General features: G+C 57.8%; 8 protein-coding genes and 3 pseudogenes. 6 read left to right on the top strand and 5 right to left on the bottom strand.

The genetic code is table 11. The features are described 5' to 3' along the window. Positions 1-1,001: 1,001 nt before the first annotated feature. From ABIB73_RS16215 to ABIB73_RS16225, 3 genes and pseudogenes are all read right to left on the bottom strand, one after another. A complete protein-coding gene (locus ABIB73_RS16215) occupies positions 1,002-1,601 on the bottom strand; it encodes a GNAT family N-acetyltransferase (protein WP_354225335.1) in 600 nt (199 codons plus the stop codon). A gap of 1,357 nt (positions 1,602-2,958) precedes the next feature. Next, a pseudogene (locus ABIB73_RS16220) lies at positions 2,959-3,890 on the bottom strand (TauD/TfdA dioxygenase family protein). Positions 3,891-4,323: 433 nt separating this feature from the next. Further along, complete coding sequence (locus tag ABIB73_RS16225; RefSeq protein ID WP_354225336.1) at positions 4,324-5,571, bottom strand: pectate lyase family protein; 1,248 nt, start codon at positions 5,569-5,571, stop codon at positions 4,324-4,326. Positions 5,572-6,033: 462 nt separating this feature from the next. Here ABIB73_RS16225 and istA point away from each other — a divergent pair. From istA to ABIB73_RS16240, 3 genes and pseudogenes are all read left to right on the top strand, one after another. Then, positions 6,034-7,547, top strand: a pseudogene (gene istA, locus ABIB73_RS16230) (IS21 family transposase). Further along, the gene (gene istB / locus ABIB73_RS16235; protein WP_354225337.1) at positions 7,544-8,356 is read left to right on the top strand and encodes an IS21-like element helper ATPase IstB; all 813 of its coding nucleotides are present in this window, start codon (positions 7,544-7,546) and stop codon (positions 8,354-8,356) included. Before istA ends, istB begins: the two are co-directional and overlap by 4 nt. 484 nt (positions 8,357-8,840) lie before the next feature. Then, a pseudogene (locus ABIB73_RS16240) lies at positions 8,841-9,347 on the top strand (FMN-binding negative transcriptional regulator). A gap of 594 nt (positions 9,348-9,941) precedes the next feature. Here the strand turns inward: ABIB73_RS16240 and ABIB73_RS16245 are convergent. After that, a complete protein-coding gene (locus tag ABIB73_RS16245; RefSeq protein ID WP_354225338.1) occupies positions 9,942-15,509 on the bottom strand; it encodes an AAA family ATPase in 5,568 nt (1,855 codons plus the stop codon). A 2,146-nt stretch (positions 15,510-17,655) separates the two neighbouring features. On the opposite strand from ABIB73_RS16245, the gene ABIB73_RS16250 reads away from it, so the two are divergent. The 3 genes from ABIB73_RS16250 (at position 17,656) to ectB (ending at position 21,060) form a co-directional block, all read left to right on the top strand. Beyond that, complete coding sequence (locus tag ABIB73_RS16250) at positions 17,656-18,339, top strand: response regulator transcription factor (RefSeq protein ID WP_354225339.1); 684 nt, start codon at positions 17,656-17,658, stop codon at positions 18,337-18,339. Positions 18,340-18,429: 90 nt separating this feature from the next. After that, the gene (locus ABIB73_RS16255) at positions 18,430-18,819 is read left to right on the top strand and encodes a response regulator transcription factor (protein ID WP_317243125.1); all 390 of its coding nucleotides are present in this window, start codon (positions 18,430-18,432) and stop codon (positions 18,817-18,819) included. 987 nt (positions 18,820-19,806) lie between these two features. Beyond that, the gene (gene ectB, locus ABIB73_RS16260; RefSeq protein WP_354225340.1) at positions 19,807-21,060 is read left to right on the top strand and encodes a diaminobutyrate--2-oxoglutarate transaminase; all 1,254 of its coding nucleotides are present in this window, start codon (positions 19,807-19,809) and stop codon (positions 21,058-21,060) included. On the opposite strand, the gene ABIB73_RS16265 is transcribed toward ectB, so the two are convergent. Beyond that, on the bottom strand, positions 21,057-21,287 hold the full coding sequence (locus tag ABIB73_RS16265; RefSeq protein ID WP_354225341.1) for a hypothetical protein: 231 nt from the start codon (positions 21,285-21,287) through the stop codon (positions 21,057-21,059). The two genes, ectB and ABIB73_RS16265, sit on opposite strands and share 4 nt — an antisense overlap. Between the last annotated feature and the right edge of the window lie 83 nt (positions 21,288-21,370).

Raw genomic sequence — 21,370 nt, forward strand, 5'->3', positions numbered from 1 at the left:
TCGACACAGCGCTGCACCGTCTGATGGATGCGACTCCAAGTCTTTGGCCCGCTGGACAAAAACGGAGGAGTTTCGCGATACGCCAGCAGCATCTGCGCCCGCGATAGCCGGCTCGCCAGTTCTGTTCTCGATCGCGAAAGAGCCGCCAATGTTGCTATCTCTTCGTCGGTCATCGCCAACTCGACCGCTCACCGCCATCCGGTCATGACACTTCGCCGACCGCAAACCAGGAATCCGCGAACTTACCCGTCCGTTCCATCCAGTCTGCTCCTACATCGCAGCTTCATGGAATCGATCGTCTAGTCACGATTGGTGCAAGATCGTTGGATCCGTGAGCTCTTCGGGCGAAGACTCGCATCGTGTTCGCGGAGAAGCGGCAAGCTCACGCCTGCGTTCAGTAAGTCCCCTATTGAACGCCATTTTTAGCGGCCAACCACGCTATCCGCTTGCCGAGGCGGAGCATGGCCAGACGCAGATCATTCGACAGGGGACGTAGTTGCGGGGTACCTGGGATTTACCCAGCCCAGCAAGACAGGTTGCCGGTAGCTCTGCCGAGATTCAGAAAGTGGTCTGGCGATTTACGTGGGAAGATCCGATCGACCCAATTGACGGGTCTTTCTGATCAACACCGAGGGCGCGACATATCCTCTCGTGTACGAACAGCTCGTCAGTGCGACGCCAGCGCAAGTGACCGCGAAGAATATTAAACCGGCCAAGAACAGGTCAACGGATGGGGCGAGCTCGTGGGCCTTTCGTAAGCCGTCCGACCCGTACGCCCTGGGGAGACTGGCCAGCGTTCGGCCCTTACAGATGGCTCATCGCCGCGCAGAGGCTGGCCCCTGCGCGGCGCAGCGTTCATGTCCCTTCGAGCTGGGCGCGCGGATCAGCTCACTCAGAATGAGGGGTTTGAGATACGCCGGTGCTCTCCGATTTGTCGGGCGGACTCAAATCCGGCATTACCAAATCCATCGCGAGTCAACCGGGTGCCGGCACATCGACGCTCACGCAAATGTCGAAGACGAATCCGGGATACAGCGGCTTGGCTCGCGTTGCCGCCGAGGATCCAACCGCGATCTCCCCGCAGCACTACGTTTCGCAAGATGACTAGCTAAGCCGCGTAACGGCAACTTGAGGCGTGGGCCGATCTCTGCAAAGCCGGCCTTCAAGTACAATACTGAGCAGGGACTACGGCTCCATATGGGCTGCCTCGGCGCCCCCACTTCAAGCTGGCCCCAGCCCTTTAGCGTACCCAGGCCCACCGCAGCCTCAATGAGACGCATCGCGACCCCAGTCGAGCGCTGCTCCGGCACCACGTAGAGTTCGGTGATAATGCCGTAGGTTCCGCCCGCAAAAAGGGCGGCGCTTTCCGACAACATAATGAGGCCGACCGGGCGTACCTCCGTGAATGCCAGAAACCCATAGATGCGCTCTTTCATGGCCAGTAGGTCGACAACAAGCTGGGTATCTAGTCCGCCCTGCTTTTGTCCGCCCTCAAGTTCGTCAAGCAGAGCAGCAACCATGTGGGTCACCGTTGTGGCGTCATCGATAGAGACTTCACGCGTGGTCACCATGTCATAACCTCTTCCAAGTTGAACCAACATACGACCTCGTCCGGCGGCGCATCGGCGCAGGGGCTGCCGTAGCACCCGATTCGAACAGATATACCGCACGGTTGACGGTCAGATGACGCCTCAGGCCACACTGAGGTGATAGCGTCTTCGTGTCGCTCCCAGCTACAAATATCTCAGAAAATCGAAAGATAACTTGTCGAACATTGTAATAGTCGCACGGAGCGCTCTCCTTATTTGGACCTGCGTATCGCCCCACATCGTGTTCAAACTCGTACGTTGCAGCAGTGCGGCTGACCGCTTGCGAACACGGATTTGGACCTACTTTCCCCATTTTACAGCAGCTCGAGCGGCAGGCCGACCAGCGATGTTCCGGTCCAATTGCGAGCAATGACGTTCAGCGGCCCCATTGCGATGGCTGCGCGCGAGCATCATGAGCGTCGCTGACCAGCAGCATTGCCCGAAATCAATGCTCTCAGAAACTTGTCCAACGCGCGAGTCCAAGACAAACTGTTTTTCTTGATGTCAGACAATCAGTTTTCTCTAATTTCTCGTCTGACGCGCCATTTTTTGCCGCGCGACGTAGAACATCTCGGACGTCCGATGACGGGTGCAATTTGGTCGTTTAGCTCGCGATTGAGGCCAGCTTCTCTCGTGTTCTTCGAATCGAATATGCCCCCTGACGAAGCCGGGTTCTCGGCGAGCCATCGCATTTCGGTTCAATGCTTTCCGAGAGTATCGTCAGGCCGTATCGTGCGAGATCGTCTCTATCATTCCCTTCGAATCTGCCGTTGGAAGACTGTTCTAATGCTTGCGGACACGAGTTACAGCGTAAGACGGTCTCGGCATTCAGCAGAAGAAAGCTTAGGTTACCGATGACGCGGCGGGCTACTGCCATTCCAGAACACGTACTGCTGCACGATGGAGGTGCCGGGCTATGCGCGCCTAGCATTCCTGCCAGCGCGCAAACGGCAAAGAATGAGGCAGACGTCCGAAATAACCTACTACGTCGCTTTGCGGTTCCCAGCCTTCCTGTGACAGAGCGGGCCCGAAACGGCTGAGGCGCGATTTGCCTCCATCACTGCGCCGGCCAGCATGAACGAAGGCTTAGTTCATTCGGGATTACTCCATTCTGCGGCGCCGTGACATTTCCGTATCAATGCGTATCGGCATTCCTCTGCAGCTGCGCCGTCGGAACGATGTGAACGAAGTGATGGCCTTTGTCGTGCGGCTACCGTAGGAAGGCGGGCATCATCGCGGCGGTATGGCGCGTTAGCTCCTACCATCTAATTGCGCGTGGCGTCGTGCTCGATTTAACTGCTCTTCGCAAACATTAGCTCGTGCGAACATGCGATAGGACCGGTGCATTATGTGAATTTGCCGCACACTGCTAGGCAACCTTCGTGGACGGGTGCTTCGTCGTCTTGACGCGCGTTACACTGCATCGACCATCGACGCTGACGGGCGCGTCACCATCGATTGTGGCAGGATGGACGACGCGATGCTGGTCACCGTAATCGTTGACCGCATAATGCTGCGTTGCGCGGTTATCCCAAATCGCGACATCCCCTTCTTTCCAGCTCCAGCGTACGGTATTCTCGGGCGCCGCGATATGGGACTGGAATAGATCAAACAGCTTCTGGCCGTCGCGTTTTGGGATATCGATAAACCTTTGCACCAGATCGCCGAGCACCAGCGCGCGCTCGCCGGTCTCGGGATGTACACGGACCACCGGATGCTCTGTCTCATAGATCGTTTTGGTAAAGACCTCATCAAAATGTTTCTGGTCGATTTCGCGAACACGGCAGGTCCCGCGGTAATCGAAGGCGTTGCTGTGAACGGTCCAGAGTTCTTCGGCAAGCCGTTGGAGCGGTCGTGGCAGATGCAGATAGGCGGACACAGCGCTCGACGAAATCGTATCGCCACCGGACGCTGGGATCACAACGGCTCGCAAAACACCGCAAGTTTGGGATAGGCCGCGAGAAACGTTCCATCGGCGTGCCATACATCAGCCCGACTACCTCCGCGCGCGGAATCAAGCTCGATGATCGAGGTCGTTTCATTGATCGCACCGAGCGTCGGATGCGGCACCAGCCTTCCCAAACAAGCAGCAAAGCGCTCCTGCTCCGCGTCATCAAGATGCCCTTGATCGCGGAAAAAGATCACCTTGTGTTCGAGCAGCAAGCTGTTGATCGTAGCGACGGTTTGGCTCGGTAAATCACCCGAGAGCTTGACATTTCCGATTTCAACACCGATGCGCGCTGCGCGCTTGACGACGTCGGTCGGTGGAACGACACGATCAGTCGAAGCTGTTTCTTTCATTGCGAGCTTCTCCAAGCGTTGCGGATTCTTCAAGCGGACGAGGGCGCATGTCACTCGGTTTCGAAGGCGACCCACATCGCGCTACGGGTACTCTCGAGCAAGCACCATGCCAGTCGGAAATCGGGCCTGTGAACGTCCGATGATGATTCGAACAGTTTGCCAGGAATTCACTGGCACCTCCGATCCTCTTGCAACCCGCATCCGCAAAAACACCAGAGGTAAAACACTTTCAGGCGAGCGCCCGGTCGGGGCGAAAGGCCTAGGCGCATTATAGACAAGGATTGTACCTCTCGGCACCCGGACAGAAAGGCGCCATACGGTCCTCGTGCAACTTCGGGCCGCCAGCCGAGCGTGCCGTTTACGTCCAGTATGGCGCCTTCTCAGCTGTTTGCGGCAATCGGCCAAATGTCGAGGCGCGTCTGCGAACGAGCCATCACCGGGTCTCAAGGTGTCCGGGACCTGCCCTGGCCGCAATCACTGCCGGAACATCATCCGCTGGAAATGGAAGAGGAATAGACGAACTTGGAAGAGCTCCAAACGATTGAACTACGGTTTCATCCAGGCGAAAGCCATTGAACCGCGGCACTGGGATGGCGATGTTCTCGATGCACCGGCGTCCGAGCTCGGTGAGGCAGATGTTCTGCATGGTCCCGCTGGCTTTGCCTAACAAACCAAAGATATGTCCACTCCCAGCCTTTATAGGTGTTTCAATGTTGTCAAAGTAATTACCCTCGACCAGTGCTTGCACAGATGATCCAGCATCCACTGCATGGAAGAATCCGCCGCTTTGTTGCGCATTCGTGTTGTGGAAATAATTGTTAACGAGATGAATAATGGCCTGGGCCCCGTCGATGTGCGGCGCCCGCCCCGAGATCTCATGGAAATAGTTATTTGCGATGGTGATCGTCTGCGGGACACCAAGAAACAGGAGATTCCAATAGTGCTCCCCGTTGCAATACGAGGAATAGGTATCGCTACCATCGAAGTCGTTCCAGGAAATCGTAATATTCGTCGTAGGGCCAAAGCCGCCGGCAATCATCTGTCGCCCGATATTATGAAATCGGTTGTGATCGATCCAAACCAGGTCGGCTCGTGCAATTGCAATAGCATCGCCCCCAAATATCACGCCTTGATTGACATCACTGATGGTCAGGTTGCGAACAACGACGTTGCTGACCCCATTCAGGCGCAGCCCCTTCCCTTTGATTGTAGCGCTCGGACCAACGCCGATCACTGTTTTGTTTGAGCCAATTTCCAGTGGGCGCTTGCCAGCCCTGTCGAAGCCGACCAACGTCTTCTCCTTACCATCGCAATGCGTGTCGTTGCCATCGATAAGGAGAAGGGACTCACGCTTGTAAGGTGCCGAACAAGCGCGGCCGTATTGGCATCCCTGCCCCTCGCCTCGCCCTTCCGTACCGGTAAAGTCTATGGTTCCGATTACCTGGATCTCGCGCGGACTATTGTCATTGCACTGCCCGAAGCTGTACGAACGACATAACTCGTGATTCAGAGCTTCGGTTGATCTGACCTGAACTATCTCGCCTCCAAGGCCGCCCGTCACTGCAGAGCCAAAGCCCTTGAGGGCTTCCGATCGCGCATTGTTCGATCCGAGCACGGAAGAGATGCCGAGGACTACAGCAAGTCCGCCGAGCACGCGCAACGAACGCTTGATGTGCTCCATCGTGTCTTTCCTAGACATATGCTCTCTCTGCTACCCGGAAATCCGCATGAGAAATTGAACTTTCGAACTGAAATGCTGAACTGGAATGGCCATCAGCATGGGGCGTTAACGCCATCACATCGGCCTCAATAAGGCGGCAACGGAATATTGGAACCGTGCTAAACAACAGCCGAAGTGTACAGCCGCAGGCTCCGTACCAACTGCGACGGATCTGGGTAGCCATTGAGCCACTCACGGCCGATGAAAGCAGCGGTCGATGCTTCGAGAGTGCGGCGCGGCAATCAGGATGGAAGTGCAGCGTCAATCAGGATGAGAGAGCTTCGCCGGGCTCGTGACGCAGGGAGGGCGTAGCCCGACCGGAGTTACGAGCCCGGCGACGGCGCGATCCGAGCGGACCGCGCCGTCTGGTGATCGCGGCTGGCCGGTGATGGATGGTTCTTCTCGCCAAAGAGGAATCACCCGTTGCCAGGCTGCCATGTCACCGATCACCAGATGAGGCTCTACATGAAGTTCCGTCAAACCAATTCGCCGCCAGAGGCGGCCGCGAAGGCGTCGTTCAGTTCGTCGACCGCTTATCGGCTCGAGAAGGATCTGCGTCTTCCGTCGCAAAAGAAGTCACCGCGGCAAAGGCGCCGGCCGGATCCCTTGGCCAACGTCTTCGGCCTGGAGGTCATGCCGATGCTGAAGGCGGCTCCCGGCGTGCGGCCCGTGGCCATCTTCGAGGAGATGCTCCGACGCCATCCTGAGCTGGGGGCTGGAATCCGCCGCACGCTAGAGCGCCGGATCCGCGCCTGGCGGGCGATCCACGGCGCGGAGCAGGAGGTCATCTTCCGCCAGACCCACGACGTGGGCCAGGTCGGCCTGTCCGACTTCACCGATATGGGCGAGCTTGGGGTCACCATCGCGGGCGTGCCGCTGGATCATCGCCTCTATCACTTCCGGTTGGCCTATTGCGGGTTTGAACACGCCCATGTCGTGCTCGGTGGCGAGAGCTTCGTCGCATTGGCCGAAGGGTTGCAGAATGCCCTGTGGTCGCTCGGTGGGGCACCGCGGGAGCATCGGACCGACAGCCTGTCGGCCGCCTTCTGCAATCTCGATCGCAATGCGAGGGACGATCTGACCCGGCGGTACGAGGACCTCTGCGCCCACTACGGCATGCGGCCTTCCCGCAACAATCGCGGCATCGCCCACGAGAACGGGGCGATCGAGAGCTCGCATGGCCATCTCAAGCGGACGATCGCCGATGCGCTGCTGTTCGCGGCACTGCCGACTTCGAGGATCTCGCCGCCTATCGCGGATTCATCGACGAGATCGTCAGCCGCCGCAATGCCCGCAACGCCAAGCGCATCGACCACGAGCGCGCCACCCTGCAGGCGTTGCCAGATCGCCGCACCTCGGACTATGAGGAGGTGATTGTCCGCGTGACGTCAAGCGGCGGCTTCACCTTGCGCAAGGTGTTCTACACCGTGCCGTCGCGTTTGATCGGGCACCAACTGCGGGTGCGCCTTTACGACGATCGTCTCGACGTGTTCGTCGGCGGCACCCATCTCGTCACCCTGCCGCGTGGGCGGCCGCATCCCAACGGCAAGCACGACCAGGTCGTCGATTATCGGCACGTGATCCATTCCTTGCGGCGCAAGCCAATGGCGCTGCTCAATCTCGTCTACCGTGATCGGCTGTTCCCGCGCGATGCCTATCGCCGAACCTTCGATTGCTTGCGCGAACGGCTGCCGGACAGGAAAGCCTGCCGGATCATGGTCGATCTGCTCGCACTGGCCCATGAGCGCGGCTGCGAGGCCGAACTCGCCGATCAGCTCGCGACCGACCTTGATGCCGGCCGACTGCCCGACCTCAACTGGCTGCGCGCTTACTTCGCTCCCGATCCGGCCTGCGTGCCGCACGTCGTGGTGCAGCTCGCGCCGCTCGCCACCTATGAGTGCCTCATCGGCGCCGGCGAGATCGGAGGTGCCGCATGAGCCCGGCCAACACCATTGACACCGCGCGCCTCAATCTGTTGCTCAACGAGTTGCGGCTGCCAGCCATCAAGGTGCTATGGCCGCAATTTGCCGAGCAGTCCGACAAGGAAGGCTGGCCGGCGGCCCGCTTCCTCGCCACCATTGCCGAGCACGAGATCGCCGAACGCGGCCGCCGCCGCGTCGAGCGCCACCTCCTCGAGGCGTGGCTGCCCGCTGGAAAGACCTTCGACAACTTCGACTTCGAGGCTGTGCCGATGATCTCCAAGGCGCAGGTGACCGCGCTCGCCGCCGGCGATGGTTGGCTCGGCAAGGGCGCCAATCTGCTGCTGTTCGGCCCGCCCGGCGGCGGCAAGAGTCACTTGGCGGCAGCCATCGGCCTGGCCCTTATCGAGAACGGATGGCGCGTCCTCTTCACCCGCACCACCGATCTCGTCCAGAAGCTCCAGGTGGCGCGGCGCGAGCTCAATCTCGAGGCCGCCATTAACCGCCTCGATCGCTTCGACCTCCTGATCTGCGATGATCTTGCCTACGTCACCAAGGACCAGGCCGAGACCAGCGTGCTGTTCGAGCTCATCAGCGCACGCTACGAGCGGCGTTCCATGCTGATCACCGCCAATCAGCCCTTCGGAGAGTGGAACAGGGTCTTCCCGGACCCTGCTATGACCCTCGCCGCCATCGATCGCCTCGTTCACCACGCCACCATCGTCGAGATGAACGTCGAAAGCTATCGCAGGCGCACCGCGCTCGAGCGGAAGCGTGGTCCAGGGCGACGACCCTCGCACGCGACACCAAAAACACTCGCTGATTGACGCTCCGCGACAATCAGAGCGAACAAAACTCTTGCGCGCGACAATCATCGCGGCAATCATCACCTCGCCGCGACACCGACTCGCCATCCAGATTGTCGCGCTATATTCGAGAGCTCGGCCAGAATGAAAGCAAGATGCTATCCCACGGCTGGCCGTAACGCGCACGGCTCGAAGACGACGGCTGGACCAGCTTGCAAACGCGGTCTTCGATCTACCCCCCTTGACACATCATTAGTTAGCTGCCCTCAGCGCGAGCGCGCGGAGGAATGAAAGTACCCAGATTGGCTCTTTCTGTGATCCAGCATGAGACGCACCCCAGTTCAAATCAGAAGTCGCCCGGCTGTCGGCCGGGCTGCCGGGGAGCTTCGCCCATGTACACGCCGCCCGCCTTCCGAGTCGTCGACATCGCCGACCTTCATCGGAAAATGCGCGAGGCACGGTCAGAGACACTGATCACCGCCACTCCCGAAGGGTTGTTCGAGCGATGCTGCCCGTAGTACTCGACGAGCGAAGGCTCCATGGGCACCATTTATGCGCGCGCCTGGCGCGCTCGAATCTGCAGTGGAAGCTGACGCCGACTGGCGAGGCCATGGCGATTTTCGCTGGGGCGCAGGCCTATATCAGCCCTGCCTGGTACGTGACCAAGCACGACACAGGCGAGCCGTAACCGACGTGGAACTATGTCGCGGTGCATGCCTACGGTCCAGTTGAGTTCTTCAATGGCACGCGGAAGATGAGCCAGAATTGCAATACGGCGGATCGCGCCGGCGTCATCGAGGGTTTATCCGAAACAGCGACCGTGACGAAGAGCGTCGTGCGGCTCACCTCATTCCGAAAGGATGACGAACCCGAACGGCTTATTGTAAACGAACCCAGCGCCACGTGGATTTTATCGACTTCCTCGACTGCCCTCCGTCTGCACAACGACGTGCTGGCGCCGGTGGGTTTCTGCTCGCGTCAGGTGCCTTACCCAGCACGGAAGAGTGCATGATGCCATCGAACGCGCGCCGTCTATCGCGAGCGGCAGCCGTGGCGCCCAGGCTACGAGAAAAACGATGCACCAGTGGCAGCCCATGGGATGGTTCGCAGCGCATTGCAGCAATGCTTTGCATTGAGATCGGAGTTACGAGCGCGGCGCCGGCTCTTTACTGTCAAAGCACCCTCTTCCCAACCAGTTCAGCACGGACTCTTGCGGTTAACCTGATCCGCCCCCGAAGCTCTGCTCCACCTCGAGGGTTGCATGCAACTAAAACGACACCGGATTGATATCGCCCTTCCAGCTCAAACAACGATGCTTTGAATGACGATTGCCGTCGCATCTCGAACACTGCGTCTGCGGGTTTCGTCTGATTGCGCTTGATGGCTTGCAATTCTCTAGAGATTTGCAAAGAGCCAGCGAGCGTCGGGAATCTGACATTGCGGTCGGATTGCAGATTTTCTGACTGTTCGCGATAATCTGCGGTCGCGCCAACACTCCCGACGGGAGCGAATGTCTCAAGTTATCAACGTCGCGCAGCTTACTTCTGTCATGATGATCGGAGCTCCGGGAACCCCCTTGCTCGACGACGCACTCAACCTAAGACGCTCAAGTGACCTGTTCCGCCCGCTCCGCGCTCTCCGGCGCAACGGGCATGCTGAACTGAAAGACGGCTCCGCGAGGATCATTGGCGCCCGCCCACATTCGGCCCCCGTGCGCCTCAATAATAGAATGGCAAATGGCCAGACCCATGCCCATGCCTTCGGATTTCGTGGTGTAAAACGCCTCGAACACGCGGTCTGCGCTGCTTGGATCGAGTCCTGGACCCGTATCCCGAAAAGCGACCAATACATTATTCGAGCCATCAGTCCGCGTAGCGATCAGTAATTCGCGCTCGCCTTCGTTGATCTCGCTCATTGCCTCGATGGCGTTCGTGATCAGATTGAGAATCACCTGCCGCACCTGAACGCGATCTGCTCGAACAAGCGGCAGAGCCTCAGACCGTCGGGTTCGCACCCACACATCATTTTTCGCGAGCTCCGCGCGAACTAGGGCCAGCACCTCTAAGATCAATTCGTCAATTGCAAGAAGCTCCGTTTGTATCGGAGCTTTATTCATAAGAGCGCGGATCCGACGGATTACGTTGCCCGCGCGCATACTGTCACGGACAATCAAACCGAAGGTCTGCCGAACTTCTTCCAGGTTTGGGGGTTGAGCACCGAGCCAATTTAGCCCTGCCCCCGCATTGCTGCTGATCGCCGCAATCGGCTGGTTCACCTCATGGGCGATCGAGGCGGCCAGCTGTCCCATTGTCGTGATCCGATTGGCGTGTGCAAGGCCCATCAGAGTTTCGCGATACCGTCGTTCGCTTTCACGGGCTTCCGCTTCCACTCTCTTTCGCTCTGTCAGGTCGAGGACGAAGCCAACACCTTGGTCCTGTCGCTCATCGAATACGGCGAGGCCAATTAGCACCGGCACGCGGCTGCCATCCTTCCGAACATACTCTTTCTCGAACTGCTGAACAGTTCCGGTCCTTTTTGCTTCTATCCGAGCATCCATTGTGCGCTCGTGCCATTCTGGAGGCGTCAGGTCGAGACCGTTCACTCGCCCTGCGAGAAGATCCTCTTGGTCGTATCCAACCATCGTGAGGAATGCTTGATTTGCCTCGATGATCTCGCCCCCTTCGCGGATGATAAAGATTCCGATGATGTTAGCGTCGAGTAAACGCCGGATTTTCGCCTCCCGTTGCTGCACTTCGCTGTACAACCGGCTGTTTTCCAGCGCTGTTGCAGCTTGGGAGGCAAGCATTTTCAGCACCGAGTTGCGGGCAGCCGAGAATATGCGCGGGGCGAGATTATTCTCCAGATAAAGTACGCCGATCAGCTTGCCCTGCGTGATCAGCGGCAAGCAAAGGATAGAACGTGCTTTGCGCTCGCGGATATACGGATCTTCCGCAAATGAAGGCTGGGCGGCAGCATCTTCGAGAATGACGTTTTCGCGAACACGTAGGACGAAATGCAGCACGGACTCGGGAAGAGCCATCGGAGTCACGGACTGTTCATCCACCTTTACAAGTAGCGCATCCGCTACTGTTGTGGCTTCCGCCTCGATCCGTGGCTCGCCTCCATCCAGCAGAATCAACAAACCTCGCTCGGCGCCAGCCTGCTCAATGGCAGTCCGCATAAGCGAGTCGATTAGCTTTTGAAGCACAATCTCGCCGGAAATCGCCTGCGACACTTTTGTCACCGTCGCCAGATCAAGATGCTCAACCGGAGCTCCGATCCTCATGCCATCCACGGCAAGAGTGGTCTCATGGTTGAGATGGGGATTCAGCTCGTCGAGTTGATGCACCTTACCATCTGCTCCCCAACGAAGGTAGCCATGCCGGGCGTCCTGCAGGTAAACCCGGGAGATCCTGTCAAAACCGCGCGCAGCATAAAAGCGCGCTGCAAGTTCACAAGCGACCCCCTCGTGATGGGCGAAACCGTTACGTCCTGCGGTCTGGATCGAGTGTTCGTACAGTCGCATTGCGTCTGCATCCCGGCATTCCAGCCTCGCAATTTCAGCCCCTACCAAGGAAGCCCGATTGTCAAAGTTTTCGGGGCAATTTGTGGCCCATATCTGCAGCTGTCTGTGATGGGCGTCAATTATTTCTCGATGTTGCTGTTGTTCGCTTTCACACAGCCTGTCGCAGTAACACGAGTGAGACAGCGCACCATAGAAGTGAAACTCCGCGATCAAGGACTCTGTCGGCATGGTCCACAATCGGGGCTCTGCCTTCGAGCGAGCACCAATAGCTGCAGGATAATCGCCGGCTAGAAACCGCGCCTGAAGTTTGCGGATCCAGTAGACGGTTTCGCTCGGTGACAGCTCCGGACAGCGTTCAAATGATCGCTCGACGTCCAGCTCGTCAAATTGCTGGTCATCGAAGGAACCGAATGAGCGCGTAAGGCCGCGCATGGTTCTAACAATTGCGAGCTGTGCAGTCATGGCATCAGCAGCAAACTGCACCTTTCTGTTGCGTATCGTAGCAAGGCTTTTCTCTATCTCGTTCTGCACCTCTTTCAGGGGATCTCCCGCCATCATCATATTTGAGGTTAGATGAAGCAAGCTGTACGCCTCATAGATGACATCGCCGATGCTGACCGCAGCTTCGAGCGCTCGCCGGATCAAAACTCGTCCGTCCCTTAGGGGCTTCGTCCACGGGATCACGTTGCCTCCGACGGCCAAATAGACCGGAGCCCGAAAACGAGAGAACTCACCGCGATCAACCAGATCGCACGCAAGACGACCAAACTTATCTGCCGCTTGGTAGTCACCGAAGCGGCCGGCCGAGATTCGGCCCAGCCATGCGTAGTGAGTGCAAGAAGCATCAGTGTTGCCGTATTCAAGGCTGATGCTGACGGCTCTGCAGATGACCAGAGCGGATAAATTCACGTCCGTGAATCCAGCGGCCGGAAGAATCCGCGTCAAGACGGCCAGCGTGGCAAGCGAGGTCTGGTCTGTCATTCCAGGCAAACCAGCAAGATCCTCAATCGCGTCCGGCAGCTGTGACCACATCCGCTGATATTCGACTAGTGTCTCCTCGTCCTTCGGATGCGGCGACCACTCGATCCCGACGTCGTGAAGATATTCGAGACCTATGGCCACGGCCCGGCCGTGCTGACCGAGCGTCAAGTAAAGATCGACGCGCAAACATGCGACCGTTGATCGTTGGGGCGCATTCAAAGCGCGCTTCCACAGCGCGGACAGGAGGCTCTCTGCAATGTCCAGCCGGCCTACCAAGAATTCGCATTCGGCTTGCCTGGTCTCGAGTGCGAATGCAAGTTCGTGGCGCCTTTGCCACGAATCCCGCTCGAGCAGCGCAGCACCGACAGTGAAATATGTCAGTGCCGAGGCGTAGGCTGCCGACGCCCTGGCACGCTGCCCTGCGATTAAATTCAACTCCGCGAGCTGCTCTCGCTCCTGACCGGAAGCGATTAGCGCGACACCTTGATTGAGTTGACTGACAACATCGAAGATAGCCTCTTCACGTTTGTGCGCAGGGACATGTGCCGCAAGCATCCGACCGATCCGCAAATGGGCAGGAGCGCGCAAGGATTCCGGCACCAGCAAGTAAGCCGCCTCTTGAACGCGATCGTGTACAAAGCGGTAGACTGTTCCCTGGCGCGAGACCAGTTCCTGTCGGATCGCCGGCCATAGCCTCGCATGCACCTGTCCCTGTGACGTTTCGAGCACGATCGCGAGCTCTGCCGTCTCGGCCATGTTGCCGAAACAAGCCAGCTGTTGCAACGCGTCCTGCGTCTCTTCGGGCAGCCGGATGAGCTTGCCGAGCATCAGATCGACGACGTTGTCGGTGTACGCTTTTGCGTGAATGCGCTTGAGATCCCAACGCCAGCACGCCGACTCGTGATCGAACGTCAACAGCTGCTCTTCGGCCAGTTCAGACAAAAATTGAATGGCGAAGAACGGATTGCCCATCGTCTTCTGATGCACCAGCTTTGCAAGCGGGGCAGCGCGTTTTGGTCCGCAGCGAAGGGTATCCGCGACCAACTGCGCGACATCGTCTGCAGTGAGCGGCGACAGCGTGATCTTCTCTAGATTTACGTCGGCTCTCCTGATGGACTCGAGCTTGCGTTTGAGTGGATGGCCTGCATCAACTTCGTTGCTGCGGTAAGCTCCAATCAGCAGCAGGTGCAGGTCCGACTGTGTCAGAAGATCCTCGATCAGGTCGAGCGTCGCGGCATCGTGCCACTGCAAATCGTCGAGGAAGAGCACCAATGGATGGGTTCGCCGGGCGAAAGCACCGATAAAGCGGCGAAGCACGAGTTGGAAGCGATTTTGCGCTTGCCGGGCTGGAAGCTCAGCAGGCGCGGGCTGCTCGCCAATGATCAGGCTCAGATCGGGGATCAAGTCGACCATCAGCCGTCCATTCGCGCCGAGCGCCTCCCGGAGCGCCTGCCGCCAAGTCGCGAGTTCGGCCTCACTTTTGCTGAGAAGAGGACGCACAAGACTCTGAAAAGTCTGCACTAGTGTCGCATAGGGAACATCGCGCTTCAGTTGGTCGAATTTGCCTGATGCCAACAGCCCGCGCGAGGGCACGAGTACTTTGTGTAGCTCCTGGACAAGCGAGGACTTACCGATGCCGGAGTAGCCGGCAACCAGCACCAACCTCGGCGCGCCGCTCTTCACCGCGCGATCGAAAGAGGCAAGCAAGGTCTCGATCTCGCGGGCTCTGCCATAGAGCTTCTCGGGGATGAGCAACCGATCAGGTGTGTCGTCTGCGCCCAGCTCAAATGTGTCGATGCGACCGTGGTTCGCCCATGCTGCCAGATAGTGTTGCAGATCGTGCTCAAGGCCAGCGGCAGTCTGGTAGCGTTCCTCGGCGGTTTTCGCGAGGAGTTTCATCACAATCTGAGAGATTGGCTCCGGGAGGTTTTGCGATTTCTCGACAGGCGGTGTTGCTTTTCTTGCAATATGACAATGGATCCACTCCAAGGGATCTGAGCCCGTGAACGGCAGCGCGCCGGTCAGCATCTGATAGAATGTCACACCAAGTGAATAGAGATCACTGCGACAGTCGACTGAGCGATTCATTCGTCCGGTCTGTTCGGGCGCCATGTAGGGCAGCGAGCCGGCGATGAACTCGGCAGGCTCAGGCGGCACGCGCTCGCGGGAAAGACGGGAAGCCAGACCAAACCCAGTGAGTCGCACCTGTTCGTCAGGACAATTGACCAGAATGTGAGAGGGTTTCAGGTCCTTGTGGACCAAGCCGTTCCGGTGAAGCTTGCCCACGGCCCTCGTGATACCAACAGCGAGGCGCAGGAACGGCTTGGGCTCCATACGGATCCCGAGTAAGTTTAGCAGTGGCTCGCCGGATGGATCCGCCAGGACCAGCATAGTCCGACCGGCTTCCCGGATGAGTTCCAACGGCCGCACCGCCCATGCCTCGTCTAGCTCCTCCCTCAGCTCAAACTCATGGGCGAGGCGGTCGAGCGTCGCTGGGTGTTCCGCGATGGGCCGCACGACAAGCACGACAGCCCTGCTGCCGTGGATTTGCCGACGCCACGCACGGCAGAACGCGCGATCACCGTCCTCCCATAGGGGCTGGATGTCCTGGATGTCACTGTCGACATTTGAGCCGAACAGAGTTCGGCTGAGGGGGTCCCGCGGCATTTGCCCGCCCAGTCAATAAGGATTGAGCCAAAATCTGACACATATGGGGCGAGCTTGTGAAGGGACTTCGCAAAGGGCGCGAGTACCGATCAAGGCCGCCAAAGACTGGACCGCTGCAAACAAGATGCAACTTACACCACCCAATACCTGGCAGCCCGATCGTGTCAATCAGCCCAATCCGGCGCGCAGGCCGGGCCTGCACAGCATCGGCGGCGGGCGCTCCCGACTGGCGCAGTGGAGAGGCGAGTTTCCCTTTTTATGGAACGGCTCGTAGCCGTTACCCGACCGCCAGCGGCGCACTGCCCGACCTGCAGCAGGGCCCCAGATCGCTGCTACTGCTCAAGCAGGCAATGACATGTGAAAGCTGATCGGTTGCCCATGATCGGCGCAACACGCGAGGCCATTGGACGCCGGCTTCTGACGGCTGCATCGGCCTGAGCGCCGCAACAGCGCTCAGGCTAGAAATCCGCAGACATGCGCGGTGCTGTTTTCGAGATCGACATTCACTCCTGGCTCCGTTGTTGGAAGGCGCCACGCAGTCATCGACTCCGAACCACAGCATCAAGGGCAGATCGGCGAGCCACTGTGAACGGAAACCGCGCCAAAACTATCCTCTTCATTCCTGCTCCCATTGCTCGAGCAACTGACCCGCGACAAAGGCACTCACAAAGCGCCCGTACAGGCTCTCACCGATCGGAATGCCGCTCGCTTCGGTTCTCAGGAGGGCGATTGCCGGCCAGGCGATTTCGATAGATCCGAGAAAGTTGATGCTGGTTAAACCGCTGTTCAAGCGAGACGTAAGCTACCCCAAAACGGGTGAAGGAAAAGGCAATTAAATGAAGAACAGCGGAACGTCTTCTTCTCGCCACGCGCACTGTGACAACATTTATCCAAGTCTTTGCCAACCAGAACTGTGCCGGATCGGACTTTGCCAATTCGATAGATCTACACCGGCATCGTACAACGTGATGCTACGAACGATTCAAGCCCTTGCTGACCGGTACGAATTCGCAGGAAGTCACGACCTACTCTACGTTGGTGAGCGAGCCTCAGTTTTGCCACGCTGGTTGCTTCATTGGTGGCAACATCACCACGGATGTACTGGCGATGTGGGGCGAACCCGACGCACTTTCTGATCGACGGAGTGCGTCGGGCCGCCTTTAATGACCCCGCCTAGCGGATCGATGAGCTGCTGGTAGGTCTGACAATAGCTTCAGGTTGACCGCTCGGGCCGGGTTTTGTCGGTCCTATGTAGGTCAAAGAGCCGATCTCCAGGCTGCCCGACACGGAACTCTGATGTCCGCCAATTCTTAGGAGAATGATTCTTCGCTGGATCAGCGGTTGTTTGGCTGATGCAGCAGAGCAAATGCAGCTGCCTTTTGCCGCACTGGTCCACAGCCGGACACCGAATGGAGTGTATCCCGCCTCTCCATTCAGATTACGCCGCCTGATCTTGGGGCGAGCCTGGTAAAGGAAGCAACGAGACGAACAAACGTGAGCGTCCCTGCAGCAGCTCGAGTTCGAGCGTATTTCCTACAAACATGATGACGGAAAGGACTTGAATCGCACCTTGCGTCAGGTTGTACGAAGTCGATGCAAGGTGCTTTCCCCGAGCTCGCAAAGACGCAACTCACAGGCGCTCTGACGACGGAAAAAAGAGTTCATGTGCTGATGCCGCTGCTGCTCGTTCTGGTTTCTATTTTCCTTAGTGCGGGTGCGATAGTCTACGCCAGTTGCCGATCGCAACGCCGGCGGGATCGGCGCATGCAGAGGCACAATCGCGCCAATTCGCTCAGCTCGCGCCCCCGCGTTCAACTACCAAAGCGCCGGGCATTCTGATCCTTCAGCCGCAAAATGAGTCGTTCGCTGCAAGTCCTGGATTCGGTGCTTCTCGACCGGCTGTTCATTGATTTGATCGATGCCGCAGGGCTGGTCCAACGCGACGGCGGAGAGACGCGAAAGGCAGTTCTCGACCACTCGAGCGGTTTTTGCTAGACTTTCCTGTAATGGGCAACGCTGGTGCGAATGGCTAACCAGTCACTTGGAAAATCTCAAAGATTAGCCTACGCGAAAGGCTGCATGTCTCAATCAAAGGTCGTTGTGACGCGATAATTCTACTGTAAATCGTACAAGTGAGGCTCTTATCGTGACCAAGCGCTCTGAACCGCGGAAGGAAGCCGCAAATGTCGAAGGGCCGGAGGTGAGGCCGAGCGTCCTCGTCGTCGACGATGACCTCTCAATGCGGGAATCGCTGGTCAACCTATTTCGTTCGATCAATCTAGATGTCGTTGCTTACGGATCGGCCCAGGAACTGCTCCAGAGCGAGCTTCCCGATGTTCCTAGCTGCCTCGTGCTTGACATCAGGCTGCCAGGATCGAGCGGGCTTGAGCTCCAGAGTGAGTTAGCCAAACTGAAGATTCACATTCCCATCATTTTCATCACCGCTCATGGCGATATTCCGATGACCGTCAAAGCCATGAAGAGTGGAGCAATCGATTTTCTCAGCAAGCCGTTTCGCGATCAGGAACTGCTCGATGGCGTAGTCGCAGCTATCGAACAGGATCGGAAGAGGCGGGGTGTAGACAAGGTGGTCGGGAGGCTGCAGTCCTTGTTTGAGGCCCTAAGTCCACGAGAGCAGGATGTCTTGAAACTGGTCGCCGCTGGCCTATTGAACAAACAGGTAGCCGCGGAACTCGGGCTCGCCGAGATTACAGTAAAAATCTATCGCGGGCACGTGATGAAGAAGATGGGCGCTCGATCGCTAGCCGATTTGATCAGGATGAGTGAGAGGCTGGGAATTGGGACCGACCGTTTCAGGGTACAAACCTAAGTATGATTTTACAATTTCATCGAACACGCGCACCCTTCAGCTGGCCGTCATGCTTCTGCCGCCGCCTTCGCCCAACTAGAACGGGTTGTCTTGTCCAGGTATTCAACTGTTTCCGTTGTCGACGACGATCCTTCGATTCGTGCCGCACTGAACAACCTTCTGAAATCGCAGGGCCACATCGTTCATACGTTTGCATCGGCTGAGGACTTCTTGCGGTCGTCTCAATTGAATGACACGTCCTGTGTCATTGCAGACGTGCAGATGCCCACCATGAGCGGCTTTGAACTTTTGGAACAGATGCGGGCCCAGGGTCACGCTGCGCCATTCATCTTGATTACTGCCTTCGCGGATGATCGCACGCGAGCCCGCGCGTTGAGCGTCGGCGTAATTGGCTTTTTCGCTAAACCCTTTGCCGGTCTGGAGTTGATAGCCTGCCTGGATGAAGCGCTGCGCGAGCATCGTGGCGGAACGGATGCGTGAAAGATGGGGAAGCAGCCTGGACCACGCCGCGCCCGCGCGGCGCCTAATGTGCCGCTGCCAGTCCTTACCTCGTGCTGGTGGCGACCATCGCCTTTCCGTCTTGCCGCATTCCTGTCGCTGTTGTTGTGCTTTCGGCATCTCATCGATGCACTTGCAGCGTGGGGCTCCTGACAAAACGCCTCTGGCATGATCGCGTAATCAGACGAGGCGACCTAACAAAGGTGCGCACCAACGGCGATGCTGAGCTTAGGCGAAAGTACCACGGCAGCGGCTTGGCAGGCAGGACCTCGCCGAAATGGGTTCACCCGACACTTTTGCGAGTGCTCCAGCGAAGTCCAGCGCCGGTGTGTGGGGGAGCATGACGCGCCGATCACGGCCAAATCATGCATCCTTTCAAGACGATCGCCGCATCTACAAAAGGCTGCAGGCCATGTTGGACTTCCGAACGATCCACAGTTTGCACTGCGAGATTCGTCCGTTGGATCCCAGCATCCTTCGGCGAGCCGAAGCACCCGAATCTTACGCATCCGTCGCAGCGGCAACACTATTCTAATGCCGCCGGTCGATGTGATCTCAAGCCATGCCTTTGCTACCGACGGGAGCGCATCGGACCCTTCTGGGTCACGATGAAATTTATTCCATTCTTTCTCCTTTACAGAATTTGTCGTAACGCAAGCTAACCGCAAGGCATGCGCAACTTCTTTGACGCGGCTAAGCAAGCCTGTTCCGCGAAAGACGACTTTAGCCAGTGGCGTTCGCTGGATGTGGACGACACTACTAGACATAGTAGCTTTGTTCCGCATGGTTCTCAGGTAAATCGCTGGAGCTGATTTTCAGACGCGCTACGCGCAACAAGGACGTCGAGAGGCGCGGAACCGCGCGTTCACCCCTTGCCTATCTTGCAGATGTTGGCCGCGCGCTTATTCGTCGGGCGGATTTTCTTGTCGAGGAGACGACCACATGGTTGGATTACACGGGCCGCGCAGAATGAAGACCGTCGAAACGCTAGAGTCCAACGTGCGGTCGTACTCACGTTCCTTTCCTGCTGTCTTCAGTCGGGCGCGCGGCTCGATTATGTTCACAGAGGGTGGCCGAAAGGTCATTGACTTTCTGTCCGGCGCTGGAGCGCTAAACTATGGCCACAACAATCAGGAGATCAAAGCAGCAATCAGCGAGTACCTGGAGTCGGACGGCGTCGTCCACGGCTTGGACATGGCCACTCCAGCAAAGGTCGAATTCATGGAGACCTTTAGCTCTGTCATCCTTCGTGAACGGAATCTTTCCTACCGCTTTCAATTTACGGGGCCTACGGGAGCTAACGCCGTTGAGGCAGCTCTAAAGCTCTCGCGTAAGATCACAGGGCGTCACAACGTCATTTCTTTCACGAATGGATATCACGGCCAAAGCCTGGGAGCCATAGCTGCGAGCGGTAATCGCTTTTACCGCAAAGCCAGCAGCATTCCCCTAACTGGCACAACTTTCATGCCGTATGATGGGTATCTTGGTTCCGCGGCGGATTACCTGCGAAAGGTATTAATGGACGAGAGCAGTGGCATTGACCTTCCCGCCGCCATTCTCGTCGAAACCGTGCAAGGAGAGGGAGGCATTAACGTCGCCGGTAAGGAATGGTTGCAGTCAATTCAGGCGTTGGCAAAAGAGGTCGGAGCTATTTTCATAGTTGACGATATCCAAATGGGCTGTGGTCGTACAGGCGAGTTCTTCAGTTTCGAGTTCGCTGCTTTGTCGCCAGACATTGTTGTGATGTCGAAATCGCTGAGCGGGTACGGCTTGCCGTTGTCGATGCTCTTGATCAAAGAAGCGCTCGACGCATGGGAACCAGGCGAGCACACGGGAACGTTTCGAGGAAACAATCTTGCACTCGTTTCTGGCAAAGCGGCCTTGACCCTGTATTGGCGTAACCAGACGTTCTCGCACCAGGTCCAACGCTTGGGCGCACTTATGCGGCGTCGACTCGATGCTATCGCGCATCAGCACGGAAACAAGTTTGCTGTTCGTGGACGGGGCATGGTATGCGGCTTCGATTGCAAAACGACAGAGATCGCAGAGGCGACGTCACGTAAAGCGTTTGCGAAGGGCTTGATTATCGAGCGATGCGGACCGACGGATCAGGTTGTGAAGTTCTTGCCCGCACTTACGATCGACCAAGACACGTTGGGACACGGCCTAGACATATTCGAGGAGTCGTTGACCGAAACGTTGAATTCAGCCCGAGGAAGCTAATTTGTAGGCACACGAGAGAAACTGTTGCGCGACAGCATCGCCGCACAAGTCACTGGCGCGAGTCCCTTCTTGCCGCCGAAACGTTCAGGAATTCTGAAGCCGTGATTATGGAGGTGACGCTCAAGGCCAATGCTGTCTGTGATCCGCCGAGTCGGCTGATGCGCGAAGAACGGCTCCTGCCCTCCTTGGTCCACAACACTGAGTGCGAGCAGCATCTCTTTGACCATAAAACCTCGCAATCGCGAGCGACTCTGGTAGAGCTGGTTCGCTATCAATCATCCTGCGAGTACGATCCAACTAAGGCCTTCGC

It is taken from the genome of Bradyrhizobium sp. F1.4.3, assembly GCF_040548375.1.
Classification (GTDB): Bacteria; Pseudomonadota; Alphaproteobacteria; order Rhizobiales; family Xanthobacteraceae; genus Bradyrhizobium.

Excerpts from the sequence above, each read along its gene's own strand:
- ectB (WP_354225340.1), top strand. The coding sequence starts at position 19,807 with ATGAAGACCGTCGAAACGCTAGAGTCCAACGTGCGGTCGTACTCACGT.
- ABIB73_RS16265 (WP_354225341.1), bottom strand. The coding sequence starts at position 21,287 with ATGGTCAAAGAGATGCTGCTCGCACTCAGTGTTGTGGACCAAGGAGGG.
- istB (WP_354225337.1), top strand. The coding sequence starts at position 7,544 with ATGAGCCCGGCCAACACCATTGACACCGCGCGCCTCAATCTGTTGCTC.
- ABIB73_RS16215 (WP_354225335.1), bottom strand. The coding sequence starts at position 1,601 with ATGTTGGTTCAACTTGGAAGAGGTTATGACATGGTGACCACGCGTGAA.
- ABIB73_RS16245 (WP_354225338.1), bottom strand. The coding sequence starts at position 15,509 with ATGCCGCGGGACCCCCTCAGCCGAACTCTGTTCGGCTCAAATGTCGAC.
- ABIB73_RS16225 (WP_354225336.1), bottom strand. The coding sequence starts at position 5,571 with ATGGAGCACATCAAGCGTTCGTTGCGCGTGCTCGGCGGACTTGCTGTA.